This window comes from Streptomyces sp. GD-15H (genome assembly GCF_045291515.1).
In the GTDB taxonomy this organism is placed as follows: domain Bacteria; phylum Actinomycetota; class Actinomycetes; order Streptomycetales; family Streptomycetaceae; genus Streptomyces.
Genome location: NZ_CP149447.1, coordinates 6510623 through 6529663 on the forward strand (window position 1 = coordinate 6510623; position 19041 = coordinate 6529663).

13 protein-coding genes and 3 pseudogenes are annotated in these 19041 nt (G+C 70.0%); 10 read left to right on the top strand and 6 right to left on the bottom strand.

The genetic code is table 11. The features are described 5' to 3' along the window. Positions 1-33 precede the first annotated feature (33 nt). Positions 34-462, top strand: a complete 429-nt coding sequence (locus WJ438_RS30720) for a VOC family protein (protein ID WP_406728109.1) — start codon at positions 34-36, stop codon at positions 460-462. Positions 463-470: 8 nt separating this feature from the next. Here WJ438_RS30720 and WJ438_RS30725 read toward each other — a convergent pair whose 3' ends face one another. Further along, the gene (locus tag WJ438_RS30725; protein WP_406728110.1) at positions 471-1034 is read right to left on the bottom strand and encodes a methylated-DNA--[protein]-cysteine S-methyltransferase; all 564 of its coding nucleotides are present in this window, start codon (positions 1032-1034) and stop codon (positions 471-473) included. A 63-nt stretch (positions 1035-1097) separates the two neighbouring features. Further along, positions 1098-1970, bottom strand: coding sequence for a glycerophosphodiester phosphodiesterase (locus WJ438_RS30730; RefSeq protein ID WP_406728111.1), 873 nt, complete (start codon positions 1968-1970; stop codon positions 1098-1100). A gap of 290 nt (positions 1971-2260) precedes the next feature. Between WJ438_RS30730 and WJ438_RS30735 the strand changes: the two genes are divergently transcribed. The 7 genes and pseudogenes from WJ438_RS30735 (at position 2261) to aroQ (ending at position 11613) form a co-directional block, all read left to right on the top strand. Beyond that, positions 2261-3124 (top strand): MHYT domain-containing protein, encoded by an 864-nt coding sequence (locus tag WJ438_RS30735; RefSeq protein ID WP_406728112.1) that lies wholly within the window; start codon positions 2261-2263, stop codon positions 3122-3124. Positions 3125-3186: 62 nt separating this feature from the next. Further along, positions 3187-5321, top strand: a pseudogene (gene uvrB / locus WJ438_RS30740) (excinuclease ABC subunit UvrB). 171 nt (positions 5322-5492) lie between these two features. After that, positions 5493-6071 carry a TerD family protein gene (locus tag WJ438_RS30745; RefSeq protein WP_055597847.1) on the top strand — a complete coding sequence of 193 codons (579 nt, stop codon included), beginning with the start codon at positions 5493-5495 and terminating at the stop codon, positions 6069-6071. 52 nt (positions 6072-6123) lie between these two features. After that, positions 6124-8134: pseudogene (locus WJ438_RS30750) on the top strand (TerD family protein). A 315-nt stretch (positions 8135-8449) separates the two neighbouring features. Next, positions 8450-9430: a TerC family protein gene (locus WJ438_RS30755; RefSeq protein WP_406728113.1), complete on the top strand. Its 981-nt coding sequence runs from the start codon at positions 8450-8452 to the stop codon at positions 9428-9430. A 369-nt stretch (positions 9431-9799) separates the two neighbouring features. Next, positions 9800-10921 (top strand): calcium:proton antiporter, encoded by a 1122-nt coding sequence (locus WJ438_RS30760; protein ID WP_406728114.1) that lies wholly within the window; start codon positions 9800-9802, stop codon positions 10919-10921. A 218-nt stretch (positions 10922-11139) separates the two neighbouring features. Further along, the gene (aroQ, locus tag WJ438_RS30765) at positions 11140-11613 is read left to right on the top strand and encodes a type II 3-dehydroquinate dehydratase (RefSeq protein ID WP_406728115.1); all 474 of its coding nucleotides are present in this window, start codon (positions 11140-11142) and stop codon (positions 11611-11613) included. An 80-nt stretch (positions 11614-11693) separates the two neighbouring features. On the opposite strand, the gene WJ438_RS30770 is transcribed toward aroQ, so the two are convergent. Beyond that, a complete protein-coding gene (locus tag WJ438_RS30770; RefSeq protein WP_406728116.1) occupies positions 11694-12350 on the bottom strand; it encodes an MBL fold metallo-hydrolase in 657 nt (218 codons plus the stop codon). Between the two features lie 10 nt (positions 12351-12360). Continuing rightward, entirely contained in the window at positions 12361-13050 is a 690-nt protein-coding gene (locus tag WJ438_RS30775) for a maleylpyruvate isomerase family mycothiol-dependent enzyme (RefSeq protein WP_406728117.1), read from the bottom strand. A gap of 223 nt (positions 13051-13273) precedes the next feature. On the opposite strand from WJ438_RS30775, the gene uvrA reads away from it, so the two are divergent. Next, a complete protein-coding gene (gene uvrA, locus WJ438_RS30780) occupies positions 13274-16225 on the top strand; it encodes an excinuclease ABC subunit UvrA (RefSeq protein WP_406728118.1) in 2952 nt (983 codons plus the stop codon). A 135-nt stretch (positions 16226-16360) separates the two neighbouring features. Here uvrA and WJ438_RS30785 read toward each other — a convergent pair. Then, a pseudogene (locus WJ438_RS30785) lies at positions 16361-17268 on the bottom strand (carbohydrate kinase family protein). After that, the gene (locus WJ438_RS30790; RefSeq protein WP_406728119.1) at positions 17265-18362 is read right to left on the bottom strand and encodes a LacI family DNA-binding transcriptional regulator; all 1098 of its coding nucleotides are present in this window, start codon (positions 18360-18362) and stop codon (positions 17265-17267) included. The pseudogene WJ438_RS30785 and the gene WJ438_RS30790 overlap by 4 nt, the downstream one beginning before the upstream one ends. Positions 18363-18573: 211 nt before the next feature. Here WJ438_RS30790 and WJ438_RS30795 point away from each other — a divergent pair, with 211 nt between their 5' ends. After that, positions 18574-18993, top strand: a complete 420-nt coding sequence (locus WJ438_RS30795) for a Rieske (2Fe-2S) protein (RefSeq protein WP_406728120.1) — start codon at positions 18574-18576, stop codon at positions 18991-18993. Positions 18994-19041: the final 48 nt, after the last annotated feature.

Sequence of the window (19041 nt, forward strand, 5' to 3'; positions counted from 1 at the left end):
CGCCCCGTCACGGACGTCACGGAGCCTGTACCCATGACGGACAGCACGGCACGTCTCGACCACGTCGTCCTCTGGGTGCGGGACCCGATCGCCGCCACCGGCTTCTACGAGGAGGCGGTAGGCCTGGAACCGGTCAGACTCACCGACTTCTCCGTGGGTGAGGCGCCCTTCCCCTCGGTGCGGGTCAACGAGGAGACTCTCCTCGACCTCATGCCGCTCACCATGGCGGAACGTATGACGATGCTCCCCGGCGCGGCCGACAGCTCCGGCCACCCCGTCAACCACGTCTGTCTGTCCCTGCCCGCCGACGACTTCGAGGCACTGCGCGGCCGCCTCGAGGAACGCTCCGTACCGGTGACGGACTTCTCGCACGACTCCTTCGGAGCGCGCGGTCCGGCCAGGCGCAGCTTCTACTTCCGCGACCCCGACGGCAACGTGCTCGAAGCACGGCACTACGACTGACGCGCCCGTCAGAAGAGTGGTTCGGGCAGCACACCCTCCAGCGCGAGCAGCCGGCGCTTGGTCTCCACCCCGCCCCCGAACCCGCCGATGCCGCCGCCGCTCTCCACCACCCGGTGGCAGGGCACGACCACCGGCAGCGGATTCGCGCCCATCGCCATGCCGACGGCCTGGGCGCCGCCGGGCTGACCGACCCGCCCGGCCAGATCGCCGTACCCGACGACCGTGCCGTAGGGAACACCGGTGGCCAGCTCCCGCAGGACCTTGCGGTTGAAACCCGAGATCCCCGAGATCAACGACCAGTCCAGCGGCAGGTCGAAGTCGTGGAGCTCGCCCGCGAAGTACGCCTCGACCTGGCGTATCGCCTCGGCCAGCAGCGGGGAGCCGGGCTCCTCGACGGGCTCGGTGCCGAGCCGGGACGCCAGCCGCTCCAGTGCGCCGTCGCGCACCTCGGCGGTGGCGTGGAACATGACGCTGACCAGGCCCTCACGGGTCGCGGCCAGCAGCAGCGGGCCGACGCCGGTGCCGACGACGGCCCACACGACCCGCTGTTCGTACCGCCCATGGCTGTCCATGCGCCCCACCGTACGACCCGCCACTGACAACGCCGGGCGCGAAGGGCGTGGTGCGGTGGACGGTCAGCCGTCCACCGCGTCCCGCACCACGTCGGGTGTGTTGCTGATGATCCCGTCGACCCCGAATCCCGCGACCCGCCGGGCCGCCGCCGCGTCGTTCACGGTCCAGGTGAGGACCTCCAGCGGTTTGCCGTGCGGTCCGCGGAAGGCCTGGACCGCGGCGACGTAACCGCTGGACAGGGAAGTGTGCGGGGGATTGATCTGGTCGGCGAAGCCCGCGTACGCGGGCAGGTCGCCCACAGGGGGCGTACCGATGAAGCCGGTCTTCACCCCGGGCTTCAGCTCATGGATGGTCCGCACACTGTCCGCGCTGAAGCTCTGCACGACCAGCCGGTCCCTCAGATGCGCGCGGTCGAGCCACCCTTCGTTGCTCAGGACCTTCAGGGTCTCCCGCTCGATGCCGGGGTACAGCTCCGGGTTCTTGAGCTCCAGCAGCAGCTTCTGGTCGTGCCGCTCGACACGGTGCACGAACTGCTCCAGCGTCGGCACGCGCGCGCCCGCGTACGCGGGGTCGAACCAGCTGCCCGCGTCGAGACGGGCGATCTCCGCGGCGGTGAAGTCCTTCACCTTCCACGGTGACCGGCCGGGGAAGACCGCCTCGACGTCCGTGGTGCGCGCCAGGCTGTCGTCGTGCAGGACGACGAGTTCGCCGTCCTTGGTGCGCTGGACGTCGTTCTCCACCCAGTCGATGCCGAGTGCGGCGGCCTTGTCGACGGCTGGCAGTGTGTTCTCGGGCGCGTATCCGGAGGCGCCCCGGTGGGCGATCACCACGGGCGGCGTGCCACTGTCGGCGGCACGCGCGGGGGAGAGGGGAAGCAGGAGGGCGGTGGTTCCCAGGAGCGCGGTGGTCGAGGCGACAACGGCGCGCGTGTACATGCGAACTCCTCGCGTCGAGCGGTCAGGACATCACGGACAGCTCAACTGTGACAGCAGACGGTCAACGCGGGACGGGTGCAGGATGACCACGGATTGAACAGCCTTGCCCCAACTCCGCACACGGGGGCCGCACAAGTGCGGCAAGGACGTGTTTCTTTGCCGGATAGTCGTTCGACCATTCCGGTAGCAGTCATACTCTCTGCGTCAACCCTGACCGCCGACGCGGTCCTGGGAGGGGGTCACGACACACACGATTCCGGGACGCAAACGGCGGGAAAGGGCAGCCGCGCATGCAGAGCACGGTCGACGGATTCAACTACGGCCTGGTCACACCGGTGGTGGCCTTCCTCATGGCCTGCCTCGGCGGTGCCCTGGGCCTGCGGTGCGCCACCAGACCCCTCGTCGTGGCCCGGTCCTGGCGCCCGGGCTGGCTCGCCCTGGGCGCGGCGGCCATCGCCTCCGGCATATGGACGATGCACTTCATCGCGATGATGGGCTTCACGATCGAGAAAACGCCCATCCACTACGACCGCGTGATGACGCTCGCCAGCCTGGGCGTCGCCCTCGTCATGGTGGGTCTCGGGATCTTCGTCGTCGGCTACCGGGGCGCGACCGGGACGCCGCTGTTCACCGGGGGCACCATCACCGGCCTCGGTATCGCATCCATGCACTACCTGGGCATGGCCAGCATGAGCCTCGACGGAACGCTGGAGTACGACACCCTCACCGTCGCCGCGTCCGTCGCCATCGCCATGGTCGCCGCCACCGCCGCCCTGTGGGCGGCCGGACAGGCCAGAGGCTTCCTGGGGAGCGTGGGCGCGAGTCTCGTCATGGGCCTCGCGGTCACCGGCATGCATTACACCGGCATGGCCGCCCTGGAGGTCCACATCCACGGAACGGCCGACCCCACCGCGGGAGAGTCCGCGGCCTCCCTGCTCGCGCCCATGATGCTCGGCCCGCTCGCCCTCCTCGTCCTGGCCGGCATCGTGGTGATCTTCGACCCGCTGGTAATCATGGGGCGGCGCAGCCCGGCCCCCGCCGAGCACAAGCCCGGCGTCCCCGCCCACCACCGGCACCACTCCTCCCCGGCACACCGCCGGCTGCGCGCCCGCGGCCCCGTCGAGCACCGCTCCCGCACCCCGCAGAAGCGCTGACCGCAGCCTTCCACCGGACTGATCGGGTCCCGTTGTCAGTGGCGAGTCGTACGGTGGGTGACATGCGGCCCGTTTCCCAGATCGAACGCACGGTGGCGCCCTTCGAGGTCGTCAGCCCCTACCAGCCCAGCGGCGACCAGCCGGCGGCCATCGCCGACCTCGCCCGGCGCATCGAAGCCGGTGAGAAGGACGTCGTTCTCCTGGGCGCGACCGGCACCGGCAAGTCCGCCACCACCGCGTGGATGATCGAGAAGCTCCAGCGCCCCACCCTGGTGATGGCGCCGAACAAGACGCTGGCCGCCCAGCTGGCCAACGAGTTCCGCGAGCTGCTGCCGAACAACGCGGTCGAATACTTCGTCTCGTACTACGACTACTACCAGCCCGAGGCGTACGTTCCGCAGTCGGACACCTACATCGAGAAGGACTCCTCGATCAACGAGGAGGTCGAGCGGCTGCGCCACTCCGCGACCAACTCCCTGCTCACCCGCCGCGACGTCGTCGTGGTCGCCTCCGTCTCCTGCATCTACGGCCTCGGCACCCCGCAGGAGTACGTCGACCGCATGGTGCCGCTCCGCGTCGGCGAGGAGTTCGACCGGGACGAGCTGCTGCGCCGCTTCGTGGACATCCAGTACACGCGCAACGACCTGGCTTTCACCCGCGGCACCTTCCGCGTCCGCGGCGACACCATCGAGATCTTCCCCGTCTACGAGGAGCTCGCCGTCCGCATCGAGATGTTCGGCGACGAGATCGAGGCGCTCTCCACGCTCCACCCGGTCACCGGCGAGATCATCAGCGACGACCAGCAGCTGTACGTCTTCCCGGCCTCCCACTACGTCGCCGGCCCGAGCGCATGGAGCGGGCCGTGGGCGACATCGAGAAGGAGCTCACCGAGCGCCTGGCCGAGCTGGAGAAGCAGGGCAAGCTCCTGGAGGCCCAGCGTTTGCGGATGCGCACCACCTACGACCTCGAGATGCTCCGCCAGATCGGCAGCTGTTCCGGCGTCGAGAACTACTCGATGCACTTCGACGGCCGCCTGCCCGGCTCCCCGCCGAACACCCTGATGGACTACTTCCCGGAGGACTTCCTCCTGGTCATCGACGAGTCGCATGTCACCGTGCCGCAGATCGGCGCCATGTACGAGGGTGACGCCTCCCGCAAGCGCACCCTCGTCGACCACGGCTTCCGGCTCCCCTCCGCCCTGGACAACCGCCCGCTGAAGTGGGAGGAGTTCCAGGAGCGCATCGGTCAGGCCGTGTACCTGTCGGCCACCCCCGGCCAGTACGAGCTCTCCCGCTCGGACGGCGTCGTCGAGCAGATCATCCGCCCCACCGGCCTGGTCGACCCGGAGGTCGTTGTCAAGCCCACCGAGGGCCAGATCGACGACCTGGTGCACGAGATCCGCACGCGCGTGGAGAAGGACGAACGTGTCCTGGTCACCACGCTCACCAAGAAGATGGCCGAGGACCTCACCGACTACTTCCTCGAACTCGGCATCCAGGTGCGCTATCTCCACAGCGACGTCGACACCCTGCGCCGGGTCGAGCTGCTGCGGGAGCTGCGCAGCGGCGAGTACGACGTCCTCGTCGGCATCAACCTGCTGCGTGAGGGCCTCGACCTGCCCGAGGTGTCCCTGGTGGCGATCCTCGACGCCGACAAGGAGGGCTTCCTGCGCTCCGGCACCTCCCTGATCCAGACCATCGGCCGGGCCGCGCGCAATGTCTCCGGCCAGGTCCACATGTACGCCGACAAGATCACCCCGGCGATGGAGAAGGCCATCGACGAGACCAACCGCCGCCGGGAGAAGCAGGTCGCCTACAACCAGGCCAACGGCATCGACCCCCAGCCGCTCCGCAAGAAGATCAACGACATCGTCGCGCAGATCGCCCGCGAGGACATCGACACCGAGCAGCTGCTCGACTCCGGCTACCGCAAGACCAAGAAGGACGGCGGCGCGGCCAAGGCACCGGTGCCCGCGCTCGGCAAGGCGGCCAAGGGCACGAAGGGCAGGGCCAAGGGCGCCGAGCCGGTGCCCACCGACCGCCCGGCGGCCGAACTCGCCGAGCAGATCGAGGAGCTGACCTCGCGAATGCGGGCAGCCGCCGCCGACCTCCAGTTCGAGATCGCGGCCCGGCTGCGCGACGAGGTCTCCGAGATGAAGAAGGAACTGCGCCAGATGCGCGAGGCCGGCCTGTCCTGACGGCGCCGCGCGCCGGCGCCGGGCTTCCGCGGCTCTCCGTCCCGCACGGGATGTGTTGCAAGACCGACACAAAGTGCGGACCGGGGTACGTCGCTGTCAGTGCCCCTGCGTAGGGTTCTGGTCAACCGCGGTTCCGCGGCAACAGGGGAAGTCCGAGAGGGGAATCAGCGCGTGACCGTCAACATGACCAAGGGTCAGGCCATCAGTCTGCAGAAGAACGACGGCGGCAGCCTGACCGCGGTCCGTATGGGTCTCGGCTGGCAGGCGGCTCCCCGCCGCGGCCTGTTCGGCTCGCGTACCCGGGAGATCGACCTGGACGCCTCCGCCGTCCTGTTCGCCGACAAGCAGCCGGTCGACGTCGTCTTCTTCCGCCACCTGGTGAGCGACGACGGCTCCGTGCGCCACACCGGCGACAACCTCGTCGGTGGCGTCGGCCAGGGCGGCGACGACGAGGCCATCCTCGTCGACCTGTCCCGTGTCCCGGTCCACATCGACCAGATCGTCTTCACCGTGAACTCCTTCACGGGCCAGACCTTCCAGGAGGTGCAGAACGCGTTCTGCCGGCTCGTCGACGAGACCAACGGCCAGGAGCTGGCCCGCTACACGCTGGCCGGCGGCGGCGCCTACACGGCCCAGCTCATGGCGAAGGTGCACCGCTCGGGCACGGGCTGGACGATGACGGCCCTCGGCAACCCGGCCAACGGCCGCACCTTCCAGGACCTGATGCCGTCGATCCTGCCGGTGCTCTGAGCAGCACCGCACGCGACAGCCGCACCACACGCGACACAGGGGGACGAAGGCGATGACGGCTGAACTGGTGCGGGGGCAGAACCACCCGCTCTCCCAGTCCCGTCTCGAGATCCGGGTCTCGGCCGGTACACCGATCGTGACCGCGGCCGCGCTCGGCGACGAGAACGGCCGGATCCACGGGGTGGAGTGGGTGGCCCACCCGGGCGCGCCCACCCAGCCCGGCCTGGAGGTGTCCCGGCAGGCCGCGGCCGACCACCGGCTCGCGGTGGACCTGGACGCGCTGGCGGACGCGGTCCACCGGGTCAGCGTGCTGCTCGCCCTGCCCGCCTCGGCCGACGGCCAGGGCCCCGCCCGCTTCGGTGCCGTCGCCGCCCCCTTTGTTGCGGTCACCGGGCTGGACGGCACCGAAGTGGCCAGCTACACCGTCACCGGCCTGGGCGCCGAGTCGGCCGTCGTCGCCCTGGAGCTCTACCGGCGTCAGGGCGCCTGGAAGGTCCGTGCGGTCGGCCAGGGATACGCCGGTGGCCTGACCGAACTCTTCACCGACCAGAGCCTGCCCCAGGCGCAGCGGCTCGCGGGCAGCATCGACGAAGCGGTCGCGCGGGGTCTCGCCCGCTCCGTGCAGGCGCCCCCGTCCCGTCCGTCCGACGGCGACCGTTCCCGGCAGACGGCCATCCCGGCCCGCCGCCCCGACCAGGGCGCCGGCACCGCACCGCAGGGCGCCCCCGGCCCCGTGCCGCCCGCGTACGGCGGTCAGCCGGCCGGCCTGCCGGGACAGGGCGGACCGCAGCAGGCGTACCCCGGGGGAGCCGCCGACCCGTCCGCGGCGACCACCAGTGGCCCGATCGACTACAGCCACCCCCGCCGGCAGAAGGCCGCTCCGCCGCCGCCCCCGTCGATCGCGCCCCCGGCCCAGACCGGGCAGCACGCCCAGCCCGTCGCCGGTGACGCGACCGGCTGGTCCATGGACGAGCGCCTCTACAACCAGGTGTGGGGCATGTTCGAGGACCTGGCCCGCACCACCGCCGCCTACCGCAGCGCCGTCGACTTCGCCGAGTCACGTATGGACAAGGAGCTGGAACAGGTCCTGTCCGACCCGCGCAGCCGGATCGGGGGCCAGGGCGACGCCGCGCGCGAGGCGGCCAGGGCACGGCAGGCCCAGCTCGTCGACCAGGCGAGGGAGGCCCTCGACCGGGACCTCGCCCAGCTCGTCGCCGAGGCCGACGTCGTCGAGCCCGCCCTCCCGCCGGCCTACGCGCGCTGGGACAACCCCGTCTGGCACGCCTACCGGGTGCCGATGGAGATTCCCATGGCGCTGCGCTTGGGCGACCTCCGGCTGCCCGAGGCCGACCGCATCCGCATCCCGATGCTGCTCCGGCTACCGCTGGAGCGCGGTCTGTGGATCGACAGCGGACGCGCCGACGCGCTGGACGAGTCGTTCACCGACCCCCACGACATGCGACGCCTCGCCGTGGAGACGGCCGTGTCCCACGCGGCCCGGCTGCTCGCCGTCTATCCGGCGGGCGAGTTCACCGTGCACGTCATCGACCCGGCCGGATCGGGCGCGCAGCCGCTGGCACCGCTGACGCGGACGGGTGTGCTGGCGGCCCCGCCCGCCCAGGGCGCCGCGGGTGTCGCGGATGTCCTGGGCCAGGCTCACCCAGCGGGTCGACCTGGTGCAGATGGCGCTGCGCGGCGGAGCGGCCGACTCGCTGCCGCCCGGCTTCGACACCTCCCAGCAACTGCTGATCGTCAACGACTTCCCGCACGGCTTCGACGACCGTGCCGTGAACCAGCTGCGGTACCTCGCCGACGAGGGCCCGTCCGTCGGCGTCCACCTGATGATGGTCGCCGACCGTGAGGAGTCCGCCGGCTACGGCCCGCTGCTCGATCCGCTGTGGCGTGCGCTGCTGCGGCTGACGCCGGTGGCCGACAGTCATCTGGCCGACCCCTGGGTCGGGCACGCGTGGACGTACGAGCCCCCGCTGGTGCCGCCCGGCAGCCAGGTCCTCCAGCAGGTGCTCACCCGGGTCGCCGAGGCCCGCCGCGCCTGGCGGCCCTGACCGCGTCTCGGTTCGGCTGACTGGGTGTGTCCCACCCCTTGGACCAAGTTCCCATGGCACCACCTCTCATCTGCCACTTTGGCCTTTCTTTTACCTATCTCTTTACCAATCCTTGGGCATGGGGGTAAGGTTTTCCGCACGGAGGGGAGTACTCCCTGTCTGTGCGGCGACCCCGTCAATACGGATCAGGCCAGATCCCGGGGCGTCGGCCCGAGTAGCTGTCCGGCGCTGTGGAGTGCCGGCAACCCGGGTGGAAGAGACCTCCGGCAGCGACGACGCTGACTTTTGCCGTGAGACGTATCTGCCGGAGGCGTAGTGGATGTTTCCCTGACCCTGTGGGTCCTGACAATCATGGGCCTTGTCGCCCTCATCTCGATCGACTTCTTCATCGGCCGCAAGCCGCACGACGTATCGATCAAAGAAGCTGGGATCTGGTCCATTGTCTGGATCACCCTGGCCGCGCTCTTCGGAGTCGGCCTGTGGGTCTTCGCCGGAAGCCGGCCCGCCGGTGAGTTCTTCGCCGGCTTCATCACCGAGAAGTCGTTGAGCGTCGACAACCTCTTCGTCTTCGTCCTGATCATGGCGAAGTTCGCGGTGCCGTCTCAGTACCAGCAGCGGGTGCTCGGCGTCGGTATCGTCATAGCCTTGGTGCTGCGGACCATCTTCATCGCCGCGGGCGCGGCGATCATCGCCAACTTCTCGTGGGTCTTCTACCTCTTCGGTGCCTTCCTCATCTGGACCGCCTGGAAGCTCATCAAGGAGGCCAGGGCCGACGAGGAGGACGAGGAGTTCGAGGAGAACAAGCTCCTCAAGGCCGCCGAGCGCCGGTTCGGCGTGGCCGACCGGTACCACGGCACCAAGCTGTGGATCGAGCAGAACGGCAAGCGGGTCATGACCCCGATGCTGGTCGTGATGCTCGCCATCGGCACCACCGACGTGCTCTTCGCGCTCGACTCGATCCCCGCGATCTTCGGCCTGACCCAGGACCCGTACATCGTGTTCACCGCGAACGCGTTCGCCCTGATGGGCCTGAGGCAGCTGTACTTCCTCCTCGGCGGCCTGCTGAGGAAGCTGGTCCACCTGTCCTACGGACTGTCGATCATCCTCGGTTTCATCGGCGTGAAGCTGGTGCTGCACGCACTGCACGAGTCCGGGGTACACGTTCCCGTGATCAGCATCCCGGTGTCGCTGGGCGTGATCTGCTCCGTCCTGGTCGTCACCACGATCACCAGCCTGCGGGCCTCCAAGAAGCAGGCCCAGACCGAGGGTTCCGACAAGAACAGCGTCAACGTCTGACCCCGTCCGTCACCGGACAGGACATCTCCGGGAGCGGGGCGCGGCCCACAGCCGAGCACCGCTCCCGGTATCTGCCTGTCTCCCGCCGGATCACGACAGAAACCTCAGCGGAAGGAATCGCGGCCACGCTCGCTGCCGCCCGTCACTGACCGTTCCTCCAGCAGTAGAGGAGATCATGCGCGACAACGACTACCCCAGAACGACAAGGAACGTGGGAGCGAGGGAGCTCGCCGAACACCGGCGAGACCAACCGTACTGCCCGAGACCCCCCGGCAGCGCGGACGTTGAAGTGGGCGGTGCGACGAGCGGGCCGTCAGGGCACAGAGAGACCGGAGTGCGGCGCTCATTCCCCTCCGAGGGCCTCGCTTCATGAGCAGGTGGATCAAAGGGCTGACGAACCGGTGGACGACCGTGGTGCCGGTGCTCGCCGCGGTGCTCCTGGTGTTCACCTGGGGACGCGAACTGCCCGGAGTGGTCATCGCCGTGGCGATCGTCGTGCTGGCGGCAGCGGTGCTGGCCGCCGTGCACCATGCGGAGGTGGTGGCCCACCGGGTCGGTGAACCCTTCGGTTCACTGGTCCTCGCGGTCGCCGTCACGATCATCGAAGTCGCGCTGATCGTCACCTTGATGATCGACGGCGGGCCCGAGACCGCGTCCCTGGCCAGGGACACCGTCTTCGCAGCCGTGATGATCACCGTCAACGGCATTCTCGGTCTGAGTCTTCTGGTCGGCTCACTGCGTCACGGCACGGCCGTCTTCAATCCGGAAGGCGCCGGCGCGGCGCTCGCCACGGTGGCGACGCTGGCGGGGCTCACCCTCGTGCTGCCGACGTTCACCACCAGCAAGCCGGGGCCGGAATTCTCCGCGGTGCAGCTCACCTTCGCCGCGGTCACCTCACTGATTCTCTACGGCTTGTTCGTCGCCACCCAGACCGTTCGACATCGTGACTACTTCCTGCCCGTACAGAAGCTGGGCAAGCAGGGCATGCCGGTCACGAAGGTCGAGGACGACGACGAGCACGCCGAAGCGCCCTCCAACCGCACCGCTCTGATCAGCCTCGGCCTGCTCGGCCTGGCCCTGGTCGGGGTGGTCGGCCTTGCCAAAGGAGTCTCGCCCACCATCGAGTCCGGTGTATCGGCTGCAGGGCTGCCCCACGCCGTCGTCGGTGTGATCATCGCGCTGCTGGTCCTGCTTCCCGAGACCATCGCGGCCGTGCGTGCCGCGCAGCGCAATCGTGTGCAGACCAGTGTCAATCTCGCACTCGGTTCGGCGATGGCCAGTATCGGACTGAGTATCCCCGCGGTCGCGCTCGCGTCCTTCTGGCTCTCCGGTCCGCTCGTCCTGGGCCTCGGCAACACCCATATGGTGCTGCTCACCCTGACCGTGGTGGTCGGCGCCCTGACCGTACGCCCCGGCCGGGCCACACCGCTCCAGGGCGGGGTGCACCTGGTGATCCTCGGCGCCTATCTCGAACTGGCTCTCAACCCGTAGCACCGACCCCGAACCGCCTCCGGGCGGGCGCGCACCCCGCAGCACACGCGCGGGCGCACCCCCACCCGGAGACGGTTCCGTCGGCACCCTCGGGGGCCCGGCATGCGCCCGGGGCACCGTGATAGACCGGTCTCCGAGCAGCGTTCCGGTGACGACCGGCCGTTGCGACCGGCTTCATGCCGCTTCATCGCGAACCTTCCGAAAGGACCGGACGAACTGTGCGCCGCAACCTGGCCGATGCCCCGATCATGATTCTCAATGGCCCCAATCTGAACCTGCTCGGGCAGCGTCAGCCGGAGATCTACGGCTCCGAGACGCTCACCGATGTCGAGGCGCTGTGCGTCGAGGCGGCGGGCGCGCACGGCGGCACGGTGGATCTGCGGCAGTCCAATCACGAGGGCCAGTTGGTGGACTGGATCCACGAGGCGCGGCTGAACCACTGCGGCATCGTGATCAACCCCGGTGCCTACTCGCACACCTCCGTCGCGATCCTCGACGCCCTCAACACCTGTGACGGCCTGCCCGTGGTGGAGGTCCACATCTCCAACATCCACCGGCGCGAGTCTTTCCGGCACCACTCCTACGTCTCGCTGCGGGCCGACGGGGTCATCGCGGGGTGCGGGGTGCAGGGCTATGTGTTCGCCGTGGAGCGCATCGCGGCGCTGGCCGGCCCGGGCAGGGCACAGGCGTAAGTCCCGATCGCCCGGAGGGCGTTCCTCACCTGTGCCGGCCCCACACCCGTGCCGGCGTCCGCCGCGTCACCCGGTGGCGCTCACCAGCCCCGTGCGCGCCACTCCGGCAGATGCGGACGTTCCGCCCCCAGCGTGGTGTCGTCGCCGTGTCCGGGGTAGACCCAGGTCTCGTCCGGGAGCACGTCGAAGATCTTTGTCTCCACGTCGTGGATCAGGCTGGCGAACGCCTTCGGGTCCTTGTGGGTATTGCCCACACCGCCCGGGAACAGGCAGTCCCCGGTGAACACATGGGGATGCCCGTGCGGATCGTCGTAGACGAGGGCGATCGAGCCGGGCGTGTGGCCGACGAGATGGCGCGCGGTGAGTTCCACCCGCCCCACCCGGATCGTGTCGCCGTCGTCGACCAGGACGTCCGTCGGCACCGGGATGCCCTCGGCGTCGTCCCGGCCCGCGTGGGTGCGCGCGCCGGTGGCCGCCACGACCTGGGCGAGTGCCTGCCAGTGGTCGCCGTGCCGGTGGGTGGTGACGACGGACGCGATGCCGTCGTCGCCGATCGTGCCCAGCAGGGTGTCCGCGTCGTCGGCCGCGTCGATCAGCAACTGCTCGTCGGTGGCCCGGCAACGCAGGAGATAGGCGTTGTTGTTCATGGGCCCGACCGCGACCTTGGTGATCATCAGGTCCTTGAGTTCGTGCACGTCGGCCGGTCCGCCGACCGTCACCTGCCCGTTGTAGGTCATGGCGGCCAGCCTATAGCGGAGGAAGGGCGGGCGGCGTGCCGGTCTTCACCGTCAGTCCGGAGTCACCGCGGCGTCCGGCGAGCCAGCCGAGCAGGTCGGCGGCCGGACCCTCGACCTCGACCGGGTCGCCCGGTGCCCCGCCGCCGGTGGTCCAGGTCCGGCCGTCACTCGTGGTCAGCCGCGTCGTGGGCATGTCCTCGTGGCCATTGAACCGCGCCACCAGGAAGCGGATCTCCCGTTCGGTGAACTCCGTCGACAGATCCTCCAGCTCGTAGCCGATGCCGAGGTCCACGTGGTGCAGTTCCACCTCGACCCAGCGCCGGAACGGAACCCGGTCCGCCCGGTCCGTGACGCCGTTGCGCAGTGCCACGGTGCGTGACCAGTCCGCAGGTGCCGCGCCCACCTCCTGGAAGCGGGCCCCGGTCTCCCGCAGATCCGCGAGCTGGACGTCGAGGGGGCGCGGGGCGCCCCGCTCGATGTCGGCCTCCCGGGCTTCGGCGGAGGGATACATCGGACGCCCCTCCAGGACGTTCACCAAGGCGTCCGCGTTGCGGGCCAGGTGGGCCAGCACATGTCCACGCGTCCAGCCGGGAAGCCGTGACGATTGGGTCACAGCGGCGTTGTCCAGTGCGCCGACCGCACTGAGCAGCCGCTCGGTCGCTTCATGTACAGCTGCCAGGTCATGAGCGTGATCAGTCATGGGGCCGACCCTAGTCCCGTCACACCTTTGGGCGAAGGTGGCGAAGGAGGGCCGTAAATCGAATACACGTGCCATAAGCTCGGGTGCGGCGTCGGGCATGCTGGAGAGCCGGGGATTGTTGTCAACCCGTGAATCCGACCGGCGTTGTCAGTGGCTCGCCCTAGTGTGGGAAAACACGGGGGGCCCGCCCCTGTCACTTCTCTCAAGAAAGGTGCGGACCGGCGTGGCCGACCGTCTCATCGTCCGTGGAGCACGCGAGCACAACCTCAAGAACGTCTCGCTCGACCTCCCGCGCGACTCGCTCATCGTCTTCACGGGCCTGTCGGGGTCGGGCAAGTCCTCGCTGGCCTTCGACACGATCTTCGCCGAGGGCCAGCGGCGCTATGTGGAGTCGCTCTCCTCGTACGCCCGGCAGTTCCTCGGCCAGATGGACAAGCCGGACGTCGACTTCATCGAGGGCCTGTCCCCGGCGGTCTCCATCGACCAGAAGTCGACCTCGCGCAACCCGCGCTCCACGGTCGGCACCATCACCGAGGTCTACGACTACCTGCGGCTGCTCTTCGCGCGCATCGGCAAGCCGCACTGCCCCGAGTGCGCCCGGCCCATCACGCGCCAGTCGCCGCAGGCCATCGTCGACCGGGTGCTGGAGCTGCCGGAGGGCAGCCGCTTCCAGGTGCTGTCGCCGCTGGTGCGCGAGCGCAAGGGCGAGTTCGTCGACCTCTTCGCCGACCTCCAGACCAAGGGCTACTCCCGCGCGCGGGTGGACGGCGAGACCGTCCAGCTCTCCCACCCGCCCACGCTGAAGAAGCAGGAGAAGCACACCATCGAGGTGGTCGTCGACCGCCTCACCGTGAAGGACAGCGCCAAGCGCCGCCTCACCGACTCCGTCGAGACCGCGCTCGGCCTGGCCGGGGGCATGGTCGTGCTCGACTTCGTCGACCTCCCGGAGGACGACCCCGAGCGCGAGCGCATGTTCTCCGAGCACCTGTACTGCCCGTACGACGACCTGTCCTTCGAGGAGCTGGAGCCCCGCTCCTTCTCCTTCAACTCGCCCTTCGGCGCCTGCCCCGAGTGCACCGGCATCGGCACGCGCATGGAGGTCGACCCGGAGCTGATCGTCCCCGACGAGGAGAAGAGCCTCGACGAGGGCGCCATCCACCCCTGGTCGCACGGCCACACCAAGGACTACTTCGCCCGTCTGGTCGGCGCCCTCGCCAACGCGCTGGGCTTCCGTACGGACATCCCCTTCGCGGGTCTGCCGCAGCGCGCGAAGAAGGCCCTGCTCCACGGCCACAAGACCCAGGTCGAGGTCCGCTACCGCAACCGGTACGGGAGGGAGCGCCGGTACACGACGTCCTTCGAAGGCGCCGTTCCCTTCGTCAAGCGCCGGCACAGCGAGGCCGAGAGCGACGCCAGCCGCGAGCGCTTCGAGGGCTACATGCGCGAGGTGGCCTGCCCCTCCTGTGTGGGCACCCGCCTCAAACCCATCGTTCTCGCCGTCACCGTCATGGGGAAGTCGATCGCCGACGTCTCGGCCATGTCGATCAGCGAGTGCGCGAACTTCCTGGGCGGCCTGAAGCTGACCGCCCGCGACAAGAAGATCGCCGAGCGCGTGCTGAAGGAGGTCAACGAGCGGCTGCGCTTCCTGGTCGACGTCGGCCTCGACTACCTCTCGCTGAACCGCGCCGCGGGCACGCTCTCCGGTGGTGAGGCCCAGCGCATCCGCCTGGCCACCCAGATCGGCTCCGGCCTGGTGGGCGTCCTGTACGTCCTCGACGAGCCGTCCATCGGCCTGCACCAGCGCGACAACCACCGGCTGATCGAGACCCTGGTCAGGCTGCGCGACATGGGCAACACGCTCATCGTCGTCGAGCACGACGAGGACACCATCAAGGTCGCCGACTGGATCGTCGACATCGGGCCGGGCGCCGGTGAGCACGGCGGCAAGGTCGTGCACAGCGGCTCACTGAAGGAGCTGCTGGACAACGCGGAGTCGCAGACCGGCCAGTACCTGTCCGGCAAGAAGGCCATCCCGCTGCCGGACATCCGCCGCTCGCACGACCCGGCACGCCGGCTCACGGTCCACGGCGCCCGCGAGAACAACCTGCAGGACATCGACGTGTCCTTCCCCCTGGGTGTGTTCACCGCGGTCACCGGAGTCTCCGGCTCCGGCAAGTCCACCCTGGTCAACGACATCCTGTACACCCATCTGGCCCGTGAGCTGAACGGCGCCCGCAGCGTCCCCGGCAGGCACACGCGTGTGGACGGCGACGACCTCGTCGACAAGGTCGTGCACGTCGACCAGTCGCCCATCGGCCGCACCCCGCGTTCCAACCCGGCGACGTACACCGGTGTCTTCGACCACGTCCGCAAGCTGTTCGCCGAGACGACCGAGGCGAAGGTCCGCGGCTACATGCCCGGCCGCTTCTCCTTCAACGTCAAGGGCGGACGCTGCGAGAACTGCGCGGGCGACGGCACGATCAAGATCGAGATGAACTTCCTCCCGGACGTGTACGTCCCGTGCGAGGTCTGCCACGGCGCCCGCTACAACCGGGAGACCCTGGAGGTCCACTACAAGGGCAAGTCCATCGCCGACGTCCTGAACATGCCGATCGAAGAGGCCATGCACTTCTTCGAGGCCGTCCCGGCGATCTCCCGCCACATGAAGACGCTCCACGACGTCGGTCTCGGGTACGTCCGGCTAGGCCAGGCCGCCACCACCCTGTCCGGCGGTGAGGCGCAGCGGGTGAAGCTCGCGAGTGAACTGCAGAAGCGCTCCACCGGCCGCACGGTCTACGTCCTGGACGAGCCGACCACGGGCCTGCACTTCGAGGACATCAGCAAGTTGCTGGCGGTCCTCTCCGGCCTGGTCGACAAGGGCAACACGGTCATTGTCATCGAGCACAACCTCGACGTGATCAAGACCGCCGACTGGGTCGTCGACATGGGCCCCGAGGGCGGGGCCGGCGGCGGCCTGGTCGTCGCGGAGGGCACGCCCGAGCAGGTCGCGGCCGTCTCGACCAGCCACACCGGCAAGTTCCTCCGTGACGCCCTGGGACCGGAGAGGATCAGCGACGCCGCCTCGGTGCGGGCCCCCCGCAAGACGGCGGCGAAGAAGACCGCGGCGAAGAAGACGGTCGCCGCCAAGGGGACGACCCGGGCGGCCAAGGCCTGACCCGCGCCGGGCCGCGGGTCCGGCCCCGGTCGGGTCCGACCGGCCGGGCGACCGGCTCGCGTGGACGCGCGGGGCCCGCGGGAACATCCCGCGGGCCCCGCGCGAGAACTCGGCCCGACGGCTCGGACGGTGCGCTCAGCCCTCCAGCTCGTGGGCGTACGGAGGTTCCGCGCCCGCGCGTGAGCAGGTGATCGCCGCCGCGCGGGCCGCGAAACCGAGCAGATCCCCCAGCCGTCCCCGCCCAGAGCGGACGCCCCCCGCTCACTGAGCGCGTCTCGGGTCGCCAGGCTGTGCAGCAGCGCCGCGTTGACCGTGTCGCCCGCGCCGATCGTGTCCACCACCTCGACCCGCTCACCCGGCACGGAGTACTCGCCGCCGTCCCGTGTGAAGACGGTCAGCCCGTCACCGCCCCGGGTGACCACGACCGCCGCCGGACCGGCCGCCAGCCACTGTTCGGGGGTGCCGCCGAGCCACCGGGCGTCCTCCTCCGACAGCTTCAGCAGCGACACCGACGGCAGCCACCTCCTGAACCGGGCCCGGTAGGCGTCGGCGTCCGGAATCAGCCCCGGCCGGATGTTGGGGTCCAGCGTCGTGAACACGCCGCGTGTGTGAGCGGCGCGCATCAGTTCCTCGTACGCGCTCGCCCCCGGCTCCAGCACGAGCGAGCAGGTGCCGAAGGACACCGCGCGGGTACCGGGCGGCAACGCCTGGGGCGCCGTGAACAGCCGGTCCGCGGTCCCCTCCACGTAGAACGAGTAGGCCGCGGAGCCGTCCGTGCCGACCGTGGCGACGGCGAGCGTCGTCGGTTCGTCGCCCCGCTGCACCGTCGACACCGCCACGCCGGTCCCGCGCAGCCGGTCCAGCAGCGCCTCACCGAAGGCGTCGCGGGACACCCGGGAGCAGAACGCGGCGGGGGAGCCGAGACGGCCCAGCGCCACCGCCGTGTTGAAGGGGCCGCCGCCGAGCGCCGGCGTCAGTGCCGCGAGCGCGCCCGCACCCCGCGGTACCAGGTCGATCAGTGCCTCACCGGCTACGACGATCACGAGGGGTTCCCTTTCTCGGGCTGCTGGGTCTTCTGTTCGGGCCGCCGCGTCCGCGGGGGCCGTGCGCACTGTTCCGGTCGGTCCGGGCAGCCGCAGGACGTGCGGTGCACGAAGGTGCAGGGGAGCCGTACCGTCCGCGCCGGCCGGTCCGGTACGGCGAGACGCTCCAGGAGCACCTGGATGGCACGGGCGCCGATTCCCCTGCTGGGCTGGGCGATCGCGGTGAGCCGGGGCGAGAACAGATCCGCCCAGGTGAAGTCGTCGAAGCAGCACAACGCGATGTCCTCGGGCACGGAGAGACCGTGGGCGCGCAGGGCGCGCAGCGCGCCGATCGTCATGGCGTTGTTGGCGGTGACCAGTGCGGTCGGGGGAGCGCCGAGGGACAGCAGGGCACCGGTGGCCCGTCCGGCGCCGGCCGACTCGGAGTCGCCGTGCACCAGGAGCCGCTCGTCGAACGGCAGCCCCGCGCCCGCGAGACCGTGCCGGTACCCGGTGATCCGCTCGGACGTGGTGCTGAACCCCGGCAGCCCCGCCACCAGGGCGATCCGGCGGTGACCGAGCCCGGCGAGGTGCGCGACCAGACGGGCCACGGGTTCCGCGCTCTCCGCGCAGACCTGGTCGAAGCGCGGGCCACCGTCCCCCGGGTCCTCGACCACCCGGTCGAGGAACACGGCCGGCACCCGGTGACGCCCGAGGTAGGCGAGGAGCTCGCGCGGATGCGCGGAAGGCGCGACGATCATGCCCTCCACCCGGCGCTCGTGCAGCAGTTGGACGACCTTGCGCTCGTGCTCCGGGTCGTCGTGCGGGTCGGCGATGAGCAGGCTGTAGCCGCGCTCCAGGGCAGCCGCCTCGACACCCTGGAGGATCTCGGTGAAGTACGGGTTGCTGATCGCCGACACCGCGAGCCCGATCGAGCGGGTGCGGGAGGTGACCAGCGAGCGGGCCAGGGTGTTCGGGGTGTAGCCGAGCTCCTCCACGGCGTCCAGGACCGCCTGACGAGTGTGCGGGAGCACCGGTCGTGTGCCGTTCAGGACGTGCGAGACGGTCGCGACCGAGACGCCGGCGCTCCGCGCCACGTCCGTCATGGTCGCCATCGCCCGCTCCCTTTCGTGTGCCGGCTGCCGCCGCGGCTCCGGGACGAGGAAAGGTAGCCCATCCAGCAGCAGACGTAAACGTTTGCGTAAACGCTTACGTGCCCCGTGGAAGCCCGCCCGCCCGATGGCTCATCCACTCCCCGCCCGGAAACCGGAACGAACACCCCCGGTATGGTCGGCCCCGTACAACCGTCCGACCAGTGGAGTTCCCATGCCCGGCCGACCCGCCGCGAGCCGTCGTACCGTCCTCAGAGGCGTGGCCCTCACTTCAGTCGCCGGACTCGGCCTCACCGCCTGTGGGGGCCCCGACGAGAAACCCGCGCCGCCGACCGGGCCCGTCGAACTCGGCGCGGAGAGCGGGATCGCTCCGGGGAGCACCAAGCTGTTCCGGGACCACAACGTCGTCGTCAGCCGGAGCGGGGACGACTCCTTCACGGCTTACAGCACCGTCTGCACGCACGCGAGTTGCGCCATCAGCAAGCTGGAGGGGACGAAGCTGATCTGCCCCTGCCACGGCAGCGAGTTCGACGCCACTACCGGCAAGGTGCTGCGCGAGCCTGCGGTGGCCCCGCTGACACCGCTCTCCGTGGAGGTGCGGAACGGCACGATCGTCGCCGGGCCGCAGACCTGACCGAGCCGACGGCCCGGCTCCGGCCCCGGCAGCGGCTCCAGCCCCGGC

Bases quoted from the DNA above. Each gene is read 5' to 3' on its own strand.
- WJ438_RS30770 (WP_406728116.1), bottom strand. From the start codon at position 12,350: ATGACCTACAACGGGCAGGTGACGGTCGGCGGACCGGCCGACGTGCAC.
- WJ438_RS30760 (WP_406728114.1), top strand. From the start codon at position 9,800: ATGAGCAGGTGGATCAAAGGGCTGACGAACCGGTGGACGACCGTGGTG.
- WJ438_RS30735 (WP_406728112.1), top strand. From the start codon at position 2,261: ATGCAGAGCACGGTCGACGGATTCAACTACGGCCTGGTCACACCGGTG.
- WJ438_RS30790 (WP_406728119.1), bottom strand. From the start codon at position 18,362: ATGGCGACCATGACGGACGTGGCGCGGAGCGCCGGCGTCTCGGTCGCG.
- WJ438_RS30775 (WP_406728117.1), bottom strand. From the start codon at position 13,050: ATGACTGATCACGCTCATGACCTGGCAGCTGTACATGAAGCGACCGAG.
- WJ438_RS30795 (WP_406728120.1), top strand. From the start codon at position 18,574: ATGCCCGGCCGACCCGCCGCGAGCCGTCGTACCGTCCTCAGAGGCGTG.
- WJ438_RS30720 (WP_406728109.1), top strand. From the start codon at position 34: ATGACGGACAGCACGGCACGTCTCGACCACGTCGTCCTCTGGGTGCGG.
- WJ438_RS30730 (WP_406728111.1), bottom strand. From the start codon at position 1,970: ATGTACACGCGCGCCGTTGTCGCCTCGACCACCGCGCTCCTGGGAACC.
- WJ438_RS30725 (WP_406728110.1), bottom strand. From the start codon at position 1,034: ATGGACAGCCATGGGCGGTACGAACAGCGGGTCGTGTGGGCCGTCGTC.